The sequence below is a fragment of the Burkholderia theae genome (assembly GCF_048565265.1).
GTDB lineage: Bacteria > Pseudomonadota > Gammaproteobacteria > Burkholderiales > Burkholderiaceae > Burkholderia > Burkholderia theae.
On the sequence record NZ_CP183462.1, the window covers coordinates 274,581 to 292,643 of the forward strand.

An 18,063-nucleotide genomic window follows, 5' to 3' on the forward strand; every position below is an offset into this window, starting at 1 on the left:
GACGCGCTGGAGCGGCGCTGCACGCGTGATCGGTTCTGGCCTATCCTGTGCGAAACACGCGACGCGCGCCGCGCGTTGCGCCTCGACACAGGAGCATCGATGCCGAATCACGCCGAAGCCACGACGACGCAGGCGCCGCAGGTTGCGCCCGCTGCCCCGACCTCAGCGTCGGGCCCCGCATTCATCGCGCCCGAGACCGATCCGCAGGCACTCGCGCGCAACAACCAGTACGTGCTGAAATCCGGCGATGCGTTCGTGGTCAGCGACGCGCTCGGCGACATCGGCGGTCATGACGACGGCCTGTTCGTCGACGACATGCGCGTGCTGTCGAAATGGCGCCTGACGTTCGGCGGCCGCGCGCCGTCGCTGCTGTCGGGCGCGACGAGCGCCGACAACGCGTCGTTTACCGCCCACCTGACGAATCGCCCGCTGCCGCCGCTCGGCGGCCACGAAACGCCCGAGGGCGTGATCCATATCGAACGGATGCGCGTGCTCGCGGGCGACGTGCTTTACGAAGCGCTGACGTTGACGAATTACGGCGCGAGCGAAGCCGAGGTGCCGCTGTCGCTGTCGTTCGCGGCCGATTTCAAGGACATGTTCGAGGTGCGCGGCACGCAGCGCCCGAAGCGCGGCACCGTGGTGGCGCCGCGCGTCGACGCAGGCGCGGTGCGGCTGCGTTACGACGGCCTCGACAGCGTCGAGCGCAACGTGACCGTGTATTTCTCGCCGGCGCCCGATGCGCTGTCGGTCGATCGTGCCGACTACACGCTGACGATCGCAGCGCAGGCGTGCGTGTCGATCTACCTGACTGTCGACGCGACGCTCGGCGCGGCGCATGCCGACAGCCCGGGGTGCGGCCGCGTCGCGCTGCGCACCGCGCTCGTCGGCGTGCACCGCGAGATGCGCGCGCGGCGCGAGTCGATGGCGCGCGTGAACACCGGTAATCCGCTGTTCGACGCGTGGCTCGACCGTTCGCTCGCGGATCTCGGGCTGCTCACCACGCAGCTCGACACGGGGCCGTACCCGTATGCGGGCATTCCGTGGTTCTCGACGCCGTTCGGCCGCGACGCGGTGATCACGTCGCTGCAGATGCTGTGGCTGCAACCGTCGCTTGCGCGCGGCGTGCTGCGGTTCCTGGCCGAGCACCAGGCGCGCGAGACCTCCGCGTTCCGCGATGCGGAGCCCGGCAAGATCATGCATGAGTTCCGCCGCAGCGAGATGGCCGCGACGGGCGAGGTGCCGTTCGCGCTGTACTACGGCGGCGTCGACACGACGCCGCTCTTCATCGTGCTCGCGGGCGCGTATGTCGAACGCACCGGCGACGACGCGCTGATCGACGAGCTGTGGCCCGCGCTCGAGCGTGCCGCGCAATGGGTGATCGACAAGTGCGACCGCAATCCTTACGGACTGCTCGATTACCAGCGCACGTCGGAGCGCGGCCTCGCGAACCAGGGCTGGAAGGACAGCCACGATTCGGTGTTCCATGCGGACGGCCGCTTCCCGGACGGGCCGATCGCGCTCGTCGAAGTGCAGGCCTATGCGTGCGCGGCGCTCGATGCGATGTCGATGTGTTCGCACCGGCGCGGCCACGCGGCCGACGCCACGCGTTACGCGTTGCGCGCCAAGACGCTGCGCGACCAGGTCGACGCGCTGTTCTGGATGCCGGAAGGCGATTTCTACGGGATCGCGCTCGACGGTCATGGCGACCTGTGCCGCGTGTTCGCGTCGAACGCGGGCCACCTGCTCGCGTTCGGGCTGCCCGACGCCGAGCGCGGCGCGGCGGTCGCCGGCGTGCTCGGCTCGGCGCTGTTCCAGACCGGCTGGGGCATCCGCACGCTCGCGGCCGGCCAGCCGCGCTTCAACCCGATGGCGTATCACAACGGCTCGGTGTGGCCGCACGACAATGCGCTCATCGCACGCGGGCTCGCGCGCTACGGCGACAAGACGGCCGCGGTGAACCTGCTGCGCGCGCTGTTCGAGGCGGCGGTGAGCTTCGAGATGCGGTTGCCGGAACTGTTCTGCGGGTTCCCGCGCCGGCGCGGCGAACCGCCGACCGCGTATCCGGTCGCCTGCCTGCCGCAGGCGTGGGCGGCCGGCGCGCCGTTCATGATGCTGCAGGCGTGCCTCGGCGTGAGCATCGACGCGACGCGCCACGAGGTGCGCGTCGAGCGCCCGGCGCTGCCGGAAGGCGTCGACTGGCTGCGGATCGACGCGCTGCGCGTCGGCGACGAAACCGTGTCGCTGACGTTCCGCCGCGTTGACGGCCAGGTCGTCGCGTCGGCGGAGCAGCCGGGCCGTGTGAAGGTGGTCGCGGTGCTTTAGGGCCTGTTCCCGCTAATAACGGGCCAGCCCCACGAATGTTTTTTTCCAAACAGGGGAACGTGCCTTGCCGGCCGCATTGCGGCGTCGCACGTCGCTTGTTTGGCGCGGCCAAACGGCGCTCCTTGCTTCTTGCACGCGCCCCGAAGGAAGTCCCCTTGGGGGACAGCCGGCAAGGCACGTTCGCAAGCCCGTTATTAGCGGGAACAGGCCCTGGTGCGGCGCTGCGCGGACATTGCGCGATGTCGCGCCATGTTCGCGCGCAGCGGCATAGAATCGTGACATGACCCTTGAACGATGCGGAGGTAGACGATGACGACCGACAACCGGCCCGACGACGGCGAGCAGAAGCTCGAGAATCTGGAAGCGGCGGTCGACCACCTGCACAAGTCGATCGAATCGCAGAGCATCGCGGTCGGCGCGGCGAAGGGCATCCTGTTCAGCCTGATCGAAACGCTCGGCGCGCTGATCGGCGATCCCGACCTGCCCGAGCATGCGCGCTCGGGTTACGAGGCGCTGCGCGACAAGGCGAGCGAATTGCGCGGCGGGCTCGAGCGGCATTGATGCACGGATGGCGCCGGCGCTTGCCGCATGGGCCGCGCCGGCGCTGCCCGATTCCGCAGACAAAGCACAAAACCCCGTGCGTTCAATGAGTTAGGTGGCCGATGCGCAGGATATCCACAAGCTTGCCAACACAATCTGTGGAGAACCTGCGCGCGCCGGGCCGGGCGTGCCGCACGCGCCGTGCAAAAGCCCTTGCGCTGCCACGTCGGTGACCGGTCAAGGTCCCCGTATCGAATCCCCTTTTGTATCAATGTGTTACGCGCCAGATCTGAGGGATATCCACAGGCTTGCCAACAAAATCTGTGGACAACTTGCAATCGATTGCGTCGCGACAGTTGAGGATCCGGCATGCGGCGACCGGTGCGCGAAGCCCGTGCAGACGGGCTGCCCGATACGTGCGTCGGCACGTTAATTCGTGCGCGATCAACGAGTTAGGCCCCGGGTACCCAGGATATCCACATCCTTGCCAACACTTTCTGTGGACAACAACGCGGCGAGCGTCACTCGGCCGGCGCCGTGTCGGCCGCCTCGGTCACGATCCAGTCACGAAAGAGTGTCATCGCAGGCGTGAGCGGTTTCGACTTCAGCGACGTGAGCCAGTAGCCGCCGGCGCGCACGTCGATGTCGAGCGGCCGCGCGAGCAGGCCGAGCTGCAGTTCGCGCGAGAACATGCAGGCCGGCGCGAGCGCGACGCCCGCGCCCTGCATCGCGGCCTCGACCATCAGCCGCGACGAATCGAACACGGGCCCGTTGACCGTCCACGGTTCGAGCTGCGCGGCGTCGAACCAGCCGAGCCATTCGTCGGTGCGGTAGGAGCGCAGCAGCGTTTCGTTCGCGAGATCGGCCGGTTGCGCGAGGCGCCGCGCGATCTCCGGCGCGCACAGCGCGGTGAGTGGCGCGTCGAGCAGGCGCTCGTTGCGCGTCGCCGGCCAGTTGCCTTCGCCGAACCGGATCGCGAAGTCGAGACCCTCGGCGGCAAGATCGACGACGTTGTTGTTGGTCCGCAGCCGCAGCTCGACGAACGGGTGCGTATCGCCGAACTGCTTCAACCGCGGCATTAGCCAGCCTAGGGCGAAGGTGCCGACGACACCGAGCGTCAGCACCTCGCGGAAACGCCCGCCGTCGAACTGCTTGAGCACCGTCTCGATACGGCTGAACGCGTCGCTCAGCACCGGCAGCAGCGCGCGCCCCTCGTCGGTGAGCCCGAGGCCGCGCGGCAGCCGCGTGAACAGCGTGCAGCCGAGCCGCTCCTCGAGCGAGCGCACCTGCTGGCTGACCGCGGCCTGGGTCACGCTCAGCTCGAGGCCCGCGCGCGTGAAGTTCAGATGGCGCGCCGACGATTCGAACGCGCGCAACGCATTGAGTGGAAGATGAGGGCGGAGCTTCATCATAAGATTTTCTTTGGTCAGCGCTCAATTATCGTTGCTTGTCAGGCAACCGTAAAGTCCCGATAGTGCTGTCTCGGCGGCCGCCGTCCTGCTTCAGCGTTTTGCCTTCGTTCCGCATCCATTCCACCACGAGACACATGACATGACCTACTCATCGCAACGCCGAACCCTGTTGCTGGCCGCCGCGACGGCGCCGCTCGTCCTTGCCGTCACCGCGTGTGCGTCGCCGCGGGCCGGTGCGCCGGACGTTTCGTCCGCGACGTCGTTCGATGCGCTCGAGCGTGCCGCCGGCGGCCGCCTCGGCGTGTGCGCGATCGACACCGCGAGCGGCCGGCGCGCGCTGCATCGCGCGGACGAGCGTTTCCCGTTCTGCAGCACGTTCAAGGCGATGCTGAGTGCGGCGGTGCTCGCGCAGAGCGTCGAGCGTCCGGGGTTGCTGCAACAGCGCGTGACGTACGGGAAGGCCGACCTCGTCAAGTATTCGCCGGTGTCGGAGAAGCATGTCGACACGGGCATGACGGTGGCCGATCTGTGCGCGGCCGCGATCCAGTACAGCGACAACTCGGCCGCGAACCTGCTGATGAAGCTGCTCGGCGGCCCGTCGGCCGTGACCGCGTACGCGCGCTCGATCGGCGACGACACGTTCCGGCTCGATCGATGGGAGACCGAACTGAATACCGCACTGCCGGGCGACCTGCGCGACACGACGACGCCTGCCGCGATGGCCGCGAGCCTGCGCGTGCTGACGCTCGGCGACGCGCTGCCGGCCGCGCAGCGTGCGCAGCTCGTTGCCTGGCTGCGCGGCAACAAGGTCGGCGACAAGCGGATCCGCGCGGGCGTGCCGGCCGGGTGGACGGTCGGCGACAAGACGGGCACCGGCGACTACGGGACGACGAACGACGCGGGCGTCGTGTGGCCGCCGTCGCGTGCGCCAATCGTGCTGACCGTGTACTACACGCAGACGCGTGCCGATGCGCGGGCGAAGGAGGACGTGATCGCGGCGGCCACACGCATCGCGGTCGCGACGTTCGGTTAAGCAGGGCGGTGCGGCGTGCGCGACGGGATCCGCCAGCACGCCGTGCCATAGTCGTGACCTGCGCGGCCAAACGTTGTGCGATCAACGACTTAGGTCGCGCATGCTCAGGATATCCACATGCTTGCCAACAAAAATTGTGGACAAGTCGGCAAGCGGCCGCGTTCGGCGCGCCGCGAGCCGCCGTGCCGCGTTTGAAGCGGCGCGGACAAAGTCTTTCGGATCAAGCGCTTGGCTGCGGTATGCGCAAGCTATCCACATGCTTGCCAACAAAATCTGTGGACAAGCCGGTCGACCGGCCCGTTACGCGACGAGACGGGCCGCGACTGGCGATTTACCGGCCGCGTGCCGCATTCGAAGCGGCGCGGACAAGGTCTTTCGGATCAAGCGCTTGGTTGCGGTATGCGCAGGCTATCCACATGCTTGCCAACAAAATCTGTGGACAAGCTCGCCGGTCCGCCGGCGCGGCATTCAGCCGTGCCGATCGTCGACGGTGGGCCAGCGCGCGAACGCGAACACCCACAACATCACGAAGTTCAGGATGGGGACGAACATCGTCAGGATCCACCAGCCCGAATGCCCGGTGCGCCGGACGATGCGGACATACGGATAGACGACGACGGCGACGAGCACGAGCGAGACGAGCAACTGCCACGCGGTGAAGTGTTCCATGGCCTTCCTCGGAGTGATGTGTTGTGTTGTGGTGCGGCGCCGGCGGAACGGCCGGCACGGTGTGCCGACGCGCGAAACCGACGATGCGCGGCCGCGTGCGGCTCGCGTGATCTTGACGCTTGGCATGCACGGGCGTCAAGGCGCGGGCGGCGCGTTGCCGGGGCGCCGGATCGTCCGGTTTCGCGCAGGCTCGCGCCGCACGTTGCCGCATGGGTGACGCGAAGCCTGAACCATTGGCCGATCAACGAGTTAGCGCACGCTTGCGCAGGATATCCACAAGCTTGCCAACAAAATCTGTGGACAAATCGCCCTTCGCACCGGCACCCAGGCTGGCGCATCGAAGCGCACCGTGACGGCGAGGCCGTGGCCGCTCGTACATAACAGATCACGTTATTGACAATTGACAAAGTTGTCTATTAATACGCGCGGAACGTGCATCTTACGGGCGATATCCAAGTAACGGGGTGCGGCCAGATTCCTTTATGAATCAAGAACTCCGAAGTATATGTGGAGTAGTAACAGATCTGGTCCTGTCCATAAGTGGTGGGCGATGACGGAGTTAGAGGCGCCGTGTGTTTTCACGCGTCATGCAAGTTTCCTGTTCGATAACATCTATCGACGACTTTGGAACTTGTCCAATAGACGGGCGGAAGGGAATCCAATAAAAAATGAGAATCCTCCGAAACTTGTCTCAAAGAAATGAACGACGACGATGATCAGCAGAATCTGCACGACAACAACGCCGTGTTCGATCTGATCGGTTCACCTTTGGCATACGACAGAAGTGGGTTTCAGGCCGAAGGTGGCAGCGTCCCATCAGCCGTGGGCGATCTCATTGATTCGCTGCAGCGACAGTATTGGCAGGCGCTCATCGATCCGTCGGTGGTGCTCGCGATAGACGTTTGGCCGTCGCGCGAAGAGGCAAGCGATTTGATGCCGCCGCAGGCTGCCGAACCGGAGCCGGTGCAGAGCGACACTGGTTCGATGGAAGCGTGGCTCGGCGGCAGGATGAACGTCGATGCGGCCTTTGATCCGTTGGGGCCGGACGAGAACCTCGATCTCATTTCAGACAAGCCAGTGCCGGAAATCCTGCGCTTGTTCGCGCCGCCCGAATACCACGCGGCCGAGGCACGCCGTTCGCCAGATCTGCTGCCGCCGCTCACGTGTCGTGAACACCACGTGCTTAGCGTCGACAGCCCGATGTCGATGCCGTTCCGGCCGCCGGCTTACGGTGACCCGTCCTGAATCATTCGTTCTCCATTCGCCATGTTCAATCCGCAGCAATCCCGCACGCTTGCCGTTTCCGGCGAGGCGCTGCCTTCCTGGGGCGGCAGGCCTGTCCTCGTGCCTTCTCGTGTGACCGGCACCGAGAAGTTTGGCAGGCTGTACAGGTACACGCTGGAACTGATCACCGCCGATGATCCGACGTTGCCCGTTTACGAGGCACAGGTGCGGGTGCAGCCCGACAAACTGGTTGGCACCGAAATTGCCGTCTCGTTCGAATTTGACGGCAAGGGAGAGTTCATCGCGGGACTGCCCGGCGGCAGCGGCCTGGGCAACGTCGGCGCGGGCACGCGCACGATCATCGGCCTGATCACCGCCGTGCACGGCACCGGCGCGAACGACCGCCATGCGTTCTACCAGTTCACCGTGCGTCCGTGGCTGTGGTTGGCCACGCGCAACCGCGAGAACCGGATTTTCCAGAACCAGAGCGTAGTCGAGATCACCGAAACGGTCCTGACGGACCGGCGCTATCCGTTCACGTTTGAGTTGAGGTTGGCTGCACCTGGCCTGCGTGGCGTCTATCCAAAGCGTGATTACGTGCGGCAGTTCTGGGAGAGCGATTACGACTTCCTCACGCGGCTGTGGCGCGAATGGGGACTGTATTTCTTCATGGAAGGCGCCACGCTGGTGCTGTGCGACTCGCCGGGTTCTCACCAGCCGCACGGCAACATGTACGACACGATTACCTGGCATGCGCCGGACGGTGCGCGCATCGACGAGGAACACATTCACACGCTGAAAGTCTCCCGTGCGCTGACGGCGGGCGTGGTGAGCCTCACGGATTACGATTCGACGCAGTCGCTTGCCGATCTGCGTGTGACGAAAGATGACGGCCGTGACGAACCGTTCGCCAATGCCGAGCACTATGGCTGGGGCAACTATTCGCAACCGTTGGCGGGCAAAGGAGGGCTGGCGGGCACGCCGAACGAATGGCAGGGCGAGGGCGGACATCTCGCGCGTGTGCGGGTTGATGCGCTGCGTTGCCGCCGCCTGCGGGCGAAAGGCCGCGGCAACCTGCGGGGACTGACGACCGGCCATACGTTCCATCTCAAAGGGCATCCCGACCGGCAGGTCAACGCCGAGTATCTGGTGATTGCGACCACGCTTGATATCCGCAACGTGGATGAGACCAGTCAGCCAGCGGGCGGCCAAGCGCGCTACCGGTGCGTGACGGATTTCGTGCTGCAACCGGCCAATGTGTTCTTTCGCAGCCGGCCAAGAGAAAAACCACGATGTGGCCCGGAGACGGCGGTTGTGGTTGGCCCGGAAAAACAGGCGATGTGGGTGGATGGCTACGCGCGGGTGAAGGTGCAGTTCATTTGGGATCGCCACGGCAAACGCAACGAGAATTCAAGTTGCTGGGTGCGGGTGGCCTCGCCGTGGCAGGGCAGCGGATTCGGGACCATTTACCTGCCGCGCATCGGGCAGGAGGTGGAGGTCAGCTATCACGAAGGAAATCCGGACAGACCGTATGTGTCGTCGCGGATGGTGAATCAGTTCAACCAACCGCCGTGGGTGCTGCCGGACAATCAGGCGCTGTCAGGCATACGCTCGCGCGATCTGGAAGGTATGCAGGCGAACCAGATCGTAACGGATGACACGCCGGGCAAATTGCAGGTGCAAGTGTCGAGCGACCATGCGCAGTCGCGCCTGGTGCTCGGCTACAACACGCGTATCGACGGCAACGCGGGACGCAAGGAAGCGCGCGGCATCGGCTGGGAACTGGCAACCGATGCGTGGGGCGTGCTGCGCGCCAATCGCGGCATGCTGATAACGACCGAGACGCGCGCGGGGGCGACGGCACCCGTCAAGGAGATGGGTGAGACGGTGCAGCGTCTTACACAGGCTCGCCAGCAGCATGAGGATCTGTCGCAACTTGCGCAGCGCCACCGCGCCCAGGATTCGGACGTGAGACAGAGCGATGCAACGGCAGCAATGAAGGCGCAAAACGACGCGCTGCGCGGCAGCGCTGGCACAGACGACAACCGGTTCCCCGAAATGACTCGGGCCGATCTGGCGATCGCGAGCGCGGCGGGCTTCGCCGTGACGGCAACCGAAAGTGTCCACTTGGTGAGCGAGCGGGATCATGCCGTAACCGCCGGTCGGGATATCAGCATTTCGGGCGGCCGTTCTCTGATTGCGGCGGTGCGTGGTGCCGTCTCGTTGTTTGCGGCGCAGTTCGGCATCCGATTGTTCGCGGGGAAAGGGAAAGTCGAAATTCAAGCGCAGGGCGATGCGATGGCGCTGGCCGCGCTAAAGGATCTAACCATTACGAGCACGGACGGAAAGATCATTCTCAGTGCATCAAAGGAAATCTGGATTGGTGCGGGCGGCTCGTATATCCAGATCAACGGTAGCGGCATCATCAACGGCTCGCCGGGACCAATTCTCGAAAAGACGCCGAAATGGGGGAAGCCGGCTGCGTCGTTCATGCGCTGCCCGTTACCGGTCATGCCCGTTGCGCCGTTGGAGCAGAATCCCGCGGAGCTTTACACGCAGAAGTTTGATGTCAGTACGGTTGTTGAGAACCTGGGGGATGGACTGACCGTGGCGAACCAACCCTATCGTATCTATTTGCCGGACGGCACGCTCAAACAACAAGGCATGTTGACCGATGGCGCAACGCTGACCGTCAGCACGGCGGAGCCAACGACGGTCAGATGCGAGATTGGGGCCGGAGACTGGTGCGTCACCGAAGACGCTTACGACCACCACGAACTTGAAGATGGTTCAGAACAGGCTTGAGATCAGCCCGTTCTTTTAAAGTGACTTGTCAAAGGTAACAGATGACGCAACCGAATCATCCGTCTCGTAAGTCTCAACCGGCGCCTCGTAAGGCGACGCCATCGCCTTATGTCGAAGTAACTTTCGTGTTCAGGGATACCTTGCAAAAGCCGATCGAAGGGTTGTCCGTGCAAATCAAGGCTGGTACAGGCGCACCGTTAGCCCCTGCATGGAAACTTGGAGCAGGCAGCGATGATCCGCCAGTTGCAGTTCCAGCGGCGTCACGGGAATCCGCTTCTGCTCCCAGCGGTGCATCAGTTCCGGCAGAGACTTCAATGCCATCAATGATGAATAACCAGATGGAAGCAGTGACGGACACGGATGGCTACGCGATGACAATCCAGAACGCCGCACGTAACCAGCCGATCGATGTTCTAGTGAAGAATCGGCGTGGGGAACACGTGTTGAAGGCGACCGTGATGCCGAAAAAGGATATCAGTGCCTTCACAATCGTCAGTCCCGAGTATCACCTCGAAGCAACTACGAGGATGACGCCAAAGGAGGCACTGGAGCAGAACCTTGATTTACCTGTTGTACAGCAGGGCGAGATCATGACCATCGAACGTCTGGTTCGCGAATTTGGACCGTACATTGGTTGGTCGCAGAAAGTCACTGAGCAAGGGCGAGTGAAGAAGGATTTTCCAACTCGCAAGAAGGAAGTGGTTGAGGACAAGAAAACTCATAAAAAGAAAATAAAAGAAACAATTGAACATCACTAAAAGGTCGTTGATACGCAGAAACCAACAACTGTTGCATTTAATGTATTGGGCTCTCGACTTAATTATCCAAAAACAACTGAGATTTCTGAGTTGAAATTTAGGGAAATTGCGGGCGAGTTGAAAGTTGAGGTGGCTGCGTTGAAAGCGGTGGCGGCGACGGAATCATCTGGTGCTCCATTTTGTCAAAATGGATTGCCAAAAATTCGATATGAACGGCACTATTTTTTTCGGGCGATACAAGATGAGTCGCGTTGGGAGGATCGAAATCTATCCAATATGATTAATTTATTTCCTCAGTTTCCAGATCTTTGTTTGCCGAAAGCGGGTGGCTATTCAATCGGTAAGAAAAAAGAGGGTGATGGCGGATGGGGGCATGAGGATGGCGATGTGATGTATCAGTACGAGCGACTGACTAGAGCTGCGGACTTAAACCTACCTGCTTCAATTATGGCGTGTTCCTGGGGGGTATTCCAAGTCATGGGTTTTTTCTACTATCGAATGGGATACTCAAGTCCAATGGAGCTGGCAAACAAAGCGATGACTGGTGTCGATGAGCAGTTCGAGATATTTGTGGCTTATATGACAAAGGTCAGTGTCGGGGCCTTGAGTGCTCTTCAAAAAAAGAACTGGGAGAAATTTGCAAGGAACTATAACGGGGCGGGATATCCCCCGGTCTACCCGGCGCGGATGGAGAAATATTACAATGAATTCAAATAAACTTCTTCGTCTCCTTTGTGCTGTTGTGGGATCCTTACATCTGCATTGGGCAATTGCAGGGGAGATATTCCTATACGATGAGTCCCGGTTTGTTACTTTTTCAGATGGGGGGAGATTGTACGGATATTATTCGGCTCATAATGAATTGTTTTATTGTAGATTTTTGTTTTATACAAAGAAATCCGTTCGCGTTTTGGGTGGGGGTTTTCCAATAGAAACATTTGATCTCGATTATCGTGATCAGAGGTACAAATATGCTCGAATTGACCCCGCGTCTTCTATTCGTGGCTTTTTGTTAAAAAAAGTAAAACTATCACGATAAGCACCGAAAAGCCGCGTGCTGGATGTCAGAGTGCGGCAGGATTTTTTCCGAGTGATGGCGGTCTTCCGTATACGGAGGTTGGGAGAATTTATGGTGTGGGAATTGGCGTTTTAAATAACAGATCGTCTATTTATAGAAATTTTGATTTGATCGATAGGGTTGGCTATCTTTTTCCTGGTGATGTGGTTGTCGTGATTAAGCGAAAAGGTAAATATTCGTACATTCGTTATGTTAACCCGGATATGTTAATCGAAGATGACGATAAGAGGCACATCAAGACCGGCTGGATCCGTTCCGCTGACCTCGTGAATCCATTTCTGTCAACGAACAAACCATGATTGATCTTATCCGTCTCGGCGACGCGACCGACCACGCCGGCAAGGTTGTAAGTGCCTCGCCAACCATGAGCTATGGCGATATCGCGGTCGCTCGCAAAGGTGATCGGATCACCTGCCCGCAGCATCCTGAAGTGCGCCCGAATGTGATCGAGGAAGGCGATGAAGAGATCACCGACGAAGGTGTTCCGGTTGCGCGTGCCGGTCATCGAGGCACATGCGGCTGCCACCTGATTTCGAGCGTGCGATGATGACTGAATCCGCGCAGTTTATTCCGTCGAGTTTCACATCCACCAGGGTATGGGTATTGCAGGAGGACGTAACCCGGAACCTGGTCGTTCAGCGTAAGGAACCGGACACTAACGCGGTGAGTGGTTTTCTGTCCTATTTCGATGCGCTGCTGGAAGCCCTGTTCTTGAAAAATGCGAGTGGTCTCCTGTGCATGCCGGTTCCCGCTTCGCGGTTCGATACCCAGCCGTTCCGGTCGGGAAATGGCTATGCCATCGCGCTGCACATGGGCTTTGCGGCCAGCCAGAAACGGCTGATCCTGAACCGGGATAACCAGTTGTCTCGCATCACGATGACGGTGCGATGGGCTAGTGACCGTGACGGACTGGAACTGCCGGCGTATGCGGTTGCGGAATTTGCCAGGTTGTACGAGGCCGCCGGGATATTTGCGTGGCGTGAGATGTTCTGCGACACGGACTGGAGCCAGGAAAAACTGGACCGCGTGACCGCCCAAATGGAATTGCCGGTCATACCGTGGAGAAAGGTCCGCGCCGATCAGTTTGCGCTGTTCAATTCGGAGTCCGGCCAGTGGCATTTTGTACCACTAAAGGTATGAATTACGAATGGAATGGGAAGCAGTATGAAGTTGGGTACTTTTTCATGGACCCGATTACGTATGTGGTGACGGTGGAAATTGAACCGGGACAGTTTGAATACGTCACAGAGGCATTGGGGAATGGCCGTGTCCTGGTATGTTTTCTGTCGCTGGCCGATGCGCATATCGAAGGAATGCTCCGAGCCAAGCCGGGATTGCAGTATCACGTAATGGAGGCTCGTAGCCTCCCGCCCCGATTGTTCTTGAATTCCGAGGGCGGACTATTCGCAATGCTGCACTTGGCGTGGGGCGTGGCGGAAGGTCGGATGATCTTGTGTGAGGATGGCGCGCCCAGAAGGTTCGGAGGGCCGTTGACGAAACCGATCGGCGATCATGGGCCGATCACGTTCAATGTGAACGCGACCGCACTCGGTACGCTGGATCGAATTTACGAGCAGGCCGGGCTGTTTGCTTGGCGTGACACTTGCGAATGGATGCGGACGACGTGGAACCTGTCCAGGTTACAGACGATGGCGAGACGGGCGATCAGGTTGGCGCCGGCGGTAGCTTGGCCGAATGGTATGGTCGAGACCGACGCGGCGCTGTTTGATGTGGAATTCGGTCAATGGCATGTTGTCTCGCGAGAGGTGGCCGAGGACATGCCGATGGACGATGGGGCGTAGGGTGGCATTTGCACATCGGGAATGCCAGAGATCACATGGTGTGATTTTTAAGCTACATTGCGGCAGTGCCAATTGCAGTTCGTCATGCCTCGCACCGTCTTCGAAACCTGTGGTGCACGGTGACCGCATCACGCGTGCCAAAGTCCATTGAATCATGGGCTTAGCGACACGGTGCGCAGGATATCCACAAGCTTGCCAACAAAATCTGTGGGTAAGTGGCGCAGCGCATGACCGACACGCTTGCGGCGATCACGACGCGCATCGCCGTGGCGTCGTGATGCGAACTGAGGCGAAGCGGCGCAAACGATGGTCATCGCACGTGCCGCGTCTGCATCACGCGTGCCAAAGTCCATCGGATCAAGGGTTTAGCGCTGCGGTGCGCAGGATATCCACAAGCTTGCCAACATTTTCTGTGGAGAAGTCCGGGTTTGCATTTGGGTTCACGCGGTGCAAATTCACGCGGTGCAAATTCCGGCCACGCCGACTTTCTGGAACAGGTGAGGGCTGACGACGGCCGACGACGGATAGGCCGACAGTTTTGCGACGAACTCGGGATGCGTGAACGCCGCGCGAAACGCGTCGGTCGATTCCCAGATCGCATAGTTCAGGTAAGTCGGGCTGTCGCCGATCGCACGATGCAGCTGGGTCGAGATGAATCCCGGCTGCCGCTTCATGAATTCGGCGTCGTTCTTCCACGTAGCCAGAAAGTCCGCTTCGTCCGCGGGCGCAAGCGTGAACACGTTGACGAGGACGACGGGCTCCGCGGCGATGCCGAGCTGCTGCTGGATCGGAAAGTTCGGATCCATCGGTTTGAACTGGGACATGAGAACTCCTATGGGGCGTGGGTCGATCGAGCGATCACGCGTGGCCTTCCTGGCCATGCGCGCGGGACATCGCCGACAGGACGCGAAGCGCCGCATCCAGGTCAGCGGAACTGAACTCGCCGGCGATGTCGTGAACGTGCTGTTGCCATTGCTCGACCACCGCCTGATAGGCCGCATCGCCGCGCGGCGTCAGCGCATACAGCGGCGACCGCTTGTGCGACGGGTTGGGCAGCGACCGGACCAGCCCTTCATCGACCAGCACGTTGATCTGTTTCAGCACGGCTTGCCGTGTGATCCCCATTGCGTCGGCAATCTGCGGGATGTTCGGGGCTTCCGGCGCCATCGAGATGGCGCCCAGCACCTGCCAGCGCGCACTGGTCAAGCCGTGCGGCCCGGCAAAGGTGTTGCCCCATTCGATCAGCAGGCCGTTCAAGCGGAATACGGACAACGCGACGGCGGTCAACTTCGCGGATTTCGTCATACTCGATATCGGTGAGGAATTGACAACTACTTTACGTAATGGACAACTGGTTGTCAAATCCAAGATGCGTGTCGTGGATCGAGGCCGGATAGGTAAACTTGTGCCGCGATCCGGAACCGATGGCATCGGTTGCAGCGGATTGCCGACCGACAACAAGGAACCTGGAGAGCATCAGTGAGAACGATCCGGAAGACGATCGCCGTTCTGTCGCTTGTGTCCGCATGCAGTCCGTTCGCGCGCGCCTGTCAGCCGCCCGACTATCGGACCGCGTATTTCGGCGACGCGGAACAACACATGAGCGACGCGCTCCGCGACAAGGTAGTCGACGACATCCGTGCCAATCACTACACGATCATCGAACTTCGCATCGGCTTGCTGTTCTACCCTATCGTCGGGAAAGGCGACACGATCTACCTTGGCCATCAGCCGATCGCCACCCGGAACGATTCGTTCTGGTACCTCGGGCATGGCTATTACCAGTTGAACGGCCAGCTCTATTACCTGGGCGAACATGTCGGCGCCTATCCGCTCGGTGGCACCGTCGTCGTTCATGTGGAGGATCGGACCCGCCCCAGGCCGGACGATTATCCGCAGGGCCTCATGTACTGCAGGGTGGAGCAGCACGCGAGCATTCTTGAAACCTCGACCGGCCTGCGGGTCGAGCGGATCGTCGAAGACAATTGAGTCGAGGTCATCGCGGCGGCGCGCATGCGTGCATTTTCAGCGGCATGGCGCATTTGCCGCGCACGGACGACAAACCCTTTCCGATCAATGGCTTGATACCGTTAATGGAAGGTTGTCCACAAGCTTGCCAACATAATCTGTGGAAAAGCGGCGTGGCACGCGTGCATCAGACTGGTGCAGGAAAGCGCACCGTGACAGTCAGCCCGCGCCCGCCGCGCGTGGTGCCGAGCGCGACCGTCGCGCGGTGCTGTTCAGCGATCCGCTTGACGATCGACAGCCCGAGCCCGCTGCCCGACGACGTGACGGCCTGCGCGCCCTCGCCGCGATAGAAGCGCTCCCACACGTCCGTGCGTTCGGCCTCCGGGATCCCGGGGCCGTCGTCGGCGACCTCGAGCACGGGCGTCGTGCCGTCGATGCGGGCGGACACGTCGACGCGCGCGCCATCGCCCGCATAGCGGATCGCGTTGTCGACGAGATTGTTCAGCAGCACGCGCAGCGTGTCGGGATTGCCCGCGGTCATCACGGGCGACGCGACGATCGCGCCGAGATCGATCCGGTGCGCATCGGCGACGCGCGCGCGGTCCGCGACCACCGACCGGCACAGCGCGGCGAGATCGATGGGCGCAGACGCGGACGCGGCCGCTTGCGCATCGGGTTCGAGGCGCGCGAGCGTCAGCAACTGTTCGGCGAGGTGGCCGAGGCGCGTCGTGCCCGCGTGGATCTGCGCGAGGATGCGCTCGCGCTCGTCGGCGCTTGTCGCGCGCCGCAGCAATTGCGACTGGATCGACAGCCCCATGATCGGCGTGCGCAACTCGTGCGCGGCATCGGCGATGAAATGGCGCTGCAGCGTAAACGAACGATCGAGCCGCGCGAGCAGGTCGTTGATCGCTTCGGCAAGCGGCCGGACCTCGTTCGGCATCGACGCGACATCGACCGGCTCAAGATTGTTCGCATTCCTTCGTTTCAGGCCGGACGCGATCGTGCGAAGCGGCCGCAGCCCCGCGCCGATGCCGAACCACAGGCCGATCGCCAACACCGGCAGCATCGAGAACACCGGCCACAGCAGGTGCACGGCGATGCCCGCGATCGCTTCCCAGCGCGCATGGCGTGCCTGCGCGAGGCGGATCGTCGTGCCGCCGCGCTCGGTCACATAGGTGCGCCACGGTTGGCCGCCGACGTCGATGCTTGCGATGCCTTTCTGCTCGGGCGGTGGCAGCTTCGATTCGCGATCGGTCGAATAGACGAGCGTGCCGTTGCGCCAGACCTGCAGCAGTACCGCATCGGGATCGCTGGCCTCGAAGCCGTGCTTGCCTTTGCCGTCGTTGCTGAACGACAGCTCGCCGTTCGGGCCGACGACGATCTGCTTCGACATGCTGCGCATCTGGTCGTCGAGCAGGTCGTCGAGTTCGCGCAGCGCGCCCCAGTAGGTGCCCGCGCTCGCGACCAGGCCGATCACGCACGCGGCCGGCAGCAGCCACATCAGCAGGCGCCGCCGCAGCGACGCGCTGCGCCAGCGCGCGATCGCGCGTTGCACGCCGGTCATGCGCCGTCACCGATCCGGTAGCCGACGCCGCGCACCGTGCGGATCATGTCGTGGCCGAGTTTCTTGCGCAGGTTGTGGATATGCACCTGCACCGCGTTGCTCTCGATTTCCTCGCCCCAGCTATACAGCCGCTCCTCGAACTGCTCGCGAGAAATCACCGCGCCCGGTTCGCGCATCAGCTCGTGCAGCAGCACGAACTCCTTCGGCGACAGCGGCACTTCGTCGTCGCCGAGCCACACGAGGTGCTTGACGGGATCGAGCCGCAACGGGCCGATCGAGAGTGTGGTCTGCGCGCGCCCCGCATGGCGGCGATTGACCGCGCGGATCCGCGCGAGCAGTTCGTCGAGCTCGAACGGCTTGACGAGATAGTCGTCCGCGCCGCTGTCGAGGCCCGCGATGCGGTCCGGCACGCCGTCGCGCGCGGTGATGATGATCGCGGGCAGGGTTTCGTCGCGGCGGCGCAGCGCGGCGAGCACCGACAGGCCGTCGCGGTTTGGCAGCCCGAGGTCGAGCAGCAGCAGGCCGTAGCCGGTCGAGCGCAGTGCGAGCGACGCGGCGTCGCCGTCCTTGACCCAATCGACCGCGAAGCCTTCCTGTTTGAGGCCCTGTTCGAGCCCGCTGCCGATCAGCGGATCGTCCTCGACGAGCAGTACGCGCATGGATTCCTGTCTCTTCAGCAGGGCGCCGTGGCACCCGGGGTTTACATAGGGAACGGGCATTCTCGTGGCAACGCATGCACGTTCCCTATGTAAACAGACCCTAATGATAAGCGGGCGTGCCTTAGCGGGAGCTTAAACACGGACGCCTCGGTGCGTTGGCGCACCGTATCGACACGGTCGCGTGCCGCGTCGGACGTTCTTCAGGTTTGCTTAATCTTACGCTCCGTAA

At 62.0% G+C, this 18,063-nt stretch carries 17 protein-coding genes; 11 read left to right on the forward strand and 6 right to left on the reverse strand.

What is annotated here, in order from left to right; genetic code table 11:
• Nucleotides 1-99 precede the first annotated feature (99 nt).
• On the forward strand, nucleotides 100-2,322 hold the full coding sequence (locus ACN22W_RS18740) for a glycogen debranching N-terminal domain-containing protein (RefSeq protein ID WP_419688946.1): 2,223 nt from the start codon (nucleotides 100-102) through the stop codon (nucleotides 2,320-2,322).
• Between the two features lie 309 nt (nucleotides 2,323-2,631).
• The gene (locus ACN22W_RS18745; protein ID WP_048245793.1) at nucleotides 2,632-2,883 is read left to right on the forward strand and encodes a hypothetical protein; all 252 of its coding nucleotides are present in this window, start codon (nucleotides 2,632-2,634) and stop codon (nucleotides 2,881-2,883) included.
• A gap of 500 nt (nucleotides 2,884-3,383) precedes the next feature.
• Here the strand turns inward: ACN22W_RS18745 and penR are convergent, their stop codons facing one another.
• Entirely contained in the window at nucleotides 3,384-4,274 is an 891-nt protein-coding gene (gene penR, locus ACN22W_RS18750) for a beta-lactamase transcriptional regulator PenR (RefSeq protein ID WP_419688947.1), read from the reverse strand.
• Between the two features lie 139 nt (nucleotides 4,275-4,413).
• Here penR and blaPEN-bcc point away from each other — a divergent pair, with 139 nt between their 5' ends.
• Nucleotides 4,414-5,307, forward strand: coding sequence for a PEN family class A beta-lactamase, Bcc-type (blaPEN-bcc, locus tag ACN22W_RS18755; protein WP_419688948.1), 894 nt, complete (start codon nucleotides 4,414-4,416; stop codon nucleotides 5,305-5,307).
• 468 nt (nucleotides 5,308-5,775) lie between these two features.
• Here blaPEN-bcc and ACN22W_RS18760 read toward each other — a convergent pair whose 3' ends face one another.
• On the reverse strand, nucleotides 5,776-5,976 hold the full coding sequence (locus ACN22W_RS18760; protein ID WP_048245797.1) for a membrane protein: 201 nt from the start codon (nucleotides 5,974-5,976) through the stop codon (nucleotides 5,776-5,778).
• Nucleotides 5,977-6,675: 699 nt separating this feature from the next.
• Between ACN22W_RS18760 and ACN22W_RS18765 the strand changes: the two genes are divergently transcribed.
• The 7 genes from ACN22W_RS18765 (at nucleotide 6,676) to ACN22W_RS18795 (ending at nucleotide 13,643) form a co-directional block, all read left to right on the forward strand.
• Nucleotides 6,676-7,221 carry a TagK domain-containing protein gene (locus tag ACN22W_RS18765; protein ID WP_419688949.1) on the forward strand — a complete coding sequence of 182 codons (546 nt, stop codon included), beginning with the start codon at nucleotides 6,676-6,678 and terminating at the stop codon, nucleotides 7,219-7,221.
• Between the two features lie 21 nt (nucleotides 7,222-7,242).
• Nucleotides 7,243-10,005, forward strand: a complete 2,763-nt coding sequence (locus ACN22W_RS18770; protein ID WP_419688950.1) for a type VI secretion system Vgr family protein — start codon at nucleotides 7,243-7,245, stop codon at nucleotides 10,003-10,005.
• 41 nt (nucleotides 10,006-10,046) lie between these two features.
• On the forward strand, nucleotides 10,047-10,763 hold the full coding sequence (locus tag ACN22W_RS18775; protein ID WP_419688951.1) for a hypothetical protein: 717 nt from the start codon (nucleotides 10,047-10,049) through the stop codon (nucleotides 10,761-10,763).
• A gap of 45 nt (nucleotides 10,764-10,808) precedes the next feature.
• Nucleotides 10,809-11,480 carry an N-acetylmuramidase domain-containing protein gene (locus ACN22W_RS18780; RefSeq protein ID WP_419688952.1) on the forward strand — a complete coding sequence of 224 codons (672 nt, stop codon included), beginning with the start codon at nucleotides 10,809-10,811 and terminating at the stop codon, nucleotides 11,478-11,480.
• 656 nt (nucleotides 11,481-12,136) lie between these two features.
• Nucleotides 12,137-12,388, forward strand: coding sequence for a PAAR domain-containing protein (locus ACN22W_RS18785; protein WP_129515484.1), 252 nt, complete (start codon nucleotides 12,137-12,139; stop codon nucleotides 12,386-12,388).
• The gene (locus ACN22W_RS18790; protein WP_419688953.1) at nucleotides 12,385-12,981 is read left to right on the forward strand and encodes a hypothetical protein; all 597 of its coding nucleotides are present in this window, start codon (nucleotides 12,385-12,387) and stop codon (nucleotides 12,979-12,981) included. Before ACN22W_RS18785 ends, ACN22W_RS18790 begins: the two co-directional genes overlap by 4 nt.
• A complete protein-coding gene (locus ACN22W_RS18795; RefSeq protein WP_419688954.1) occupies nucleotides 12,978-13,643 on the forward strand; it encodes a hypothetical protein in 666 nt (221 codons plus the stop codon). The genes ACN22W_RS18790 and ACN22W_RS18795 overlap by 4 nt, the downstream gene beginning before the upstream one ends.
• 455 nt (nucleotides 13,644-14,098) lie before the next feature.
• On the opposite strand, the gene ACN22W_RS18800 is transcribed toward ACN22W_RS18795, so the two are convergent.
• Nucleotides 14,099-14,467 carry an antibiotic biosynthesis monooxygenase family protein gene (locus ACN22W_RS18800; RefSeq protein ID WP_419688955.1) on the reverse strand — a complete coding sequence of 123 codons (369 nt, stop codon included), beginning with the start codon at nucleotides 14,465-14,467 and terminating at the stop codon, nucleotides 14,099-14,101.
• Between the two features lie 34 nt (nucleotides 14,468-14,501).
• Entirely contained in the window at nucleotides 14,502-14,948 is a 447-nt protein-coding gene (locus tag ACN22W_RS18805; RefSeq protein ID WP_129515480.1) for a MarR family winged helix-turn-helix transcriptional regulator, read from the reverse strand.
• Between the two features lie 174 nt (nucleotides 14,949-15,122).
• Here ACN22W_RS18805 and ACN22W_RS18810 point away from each other — a divergent pair, with 174 nt between their 5' ends.
• Nucleotides 15,123-15,632, forward strand: a complete 510-nt coding sequence (locus ACN22W_RS18810; RefSeq protein ID WP_419688956.1) for a hypothetical protein — start codon at nucleotides 15,123-15,125, stop codon at nucleotides 15,630-15,632.
• Between the two features lie 166 nt (nucleotides 15,633-15,798).
• Here ACN22W_RS18810 and ACN22W_RS18815 read toward each other — a convergent pair whose 3' ends face one another.
• Both ACN22W_RS18815 and ACN22W_RS18820 read right to left on the reverse strand, forming a co-directional pair.
• Nucleotides 15,799-17,175: an ATP-binding protein gene (locus ACN22W_RS18815; protein ID WP_419688957.1), complete on the reverse strand. Its 1,377-nt coding sequence runs from the start codon at nucleotides 17,173-17,175 to the stop codon at nucleotides 15,799-15,801.
• Nucleotides 17,172-17,834 carry a response regulator gene (locus tag ACN22W_RS18820; RefSeq protein ID WP_193100025.1) on the reverse strand — a complete coding sequence of 221 codons (663 nt, stop codon included), beginning with the start codon at nucleotides 17,832-17,834 and terminating at the stop codon, nucleotides 17,172-17,174. The genes ACN22W_RS18815 and ACN22W_RS18820 overlap by 4 nt, the downstream gene beginning before the upstream one ends.
• Between the last annotated feature and the right edge of the window lie 229 nt (nucleotides 17,835-18,063).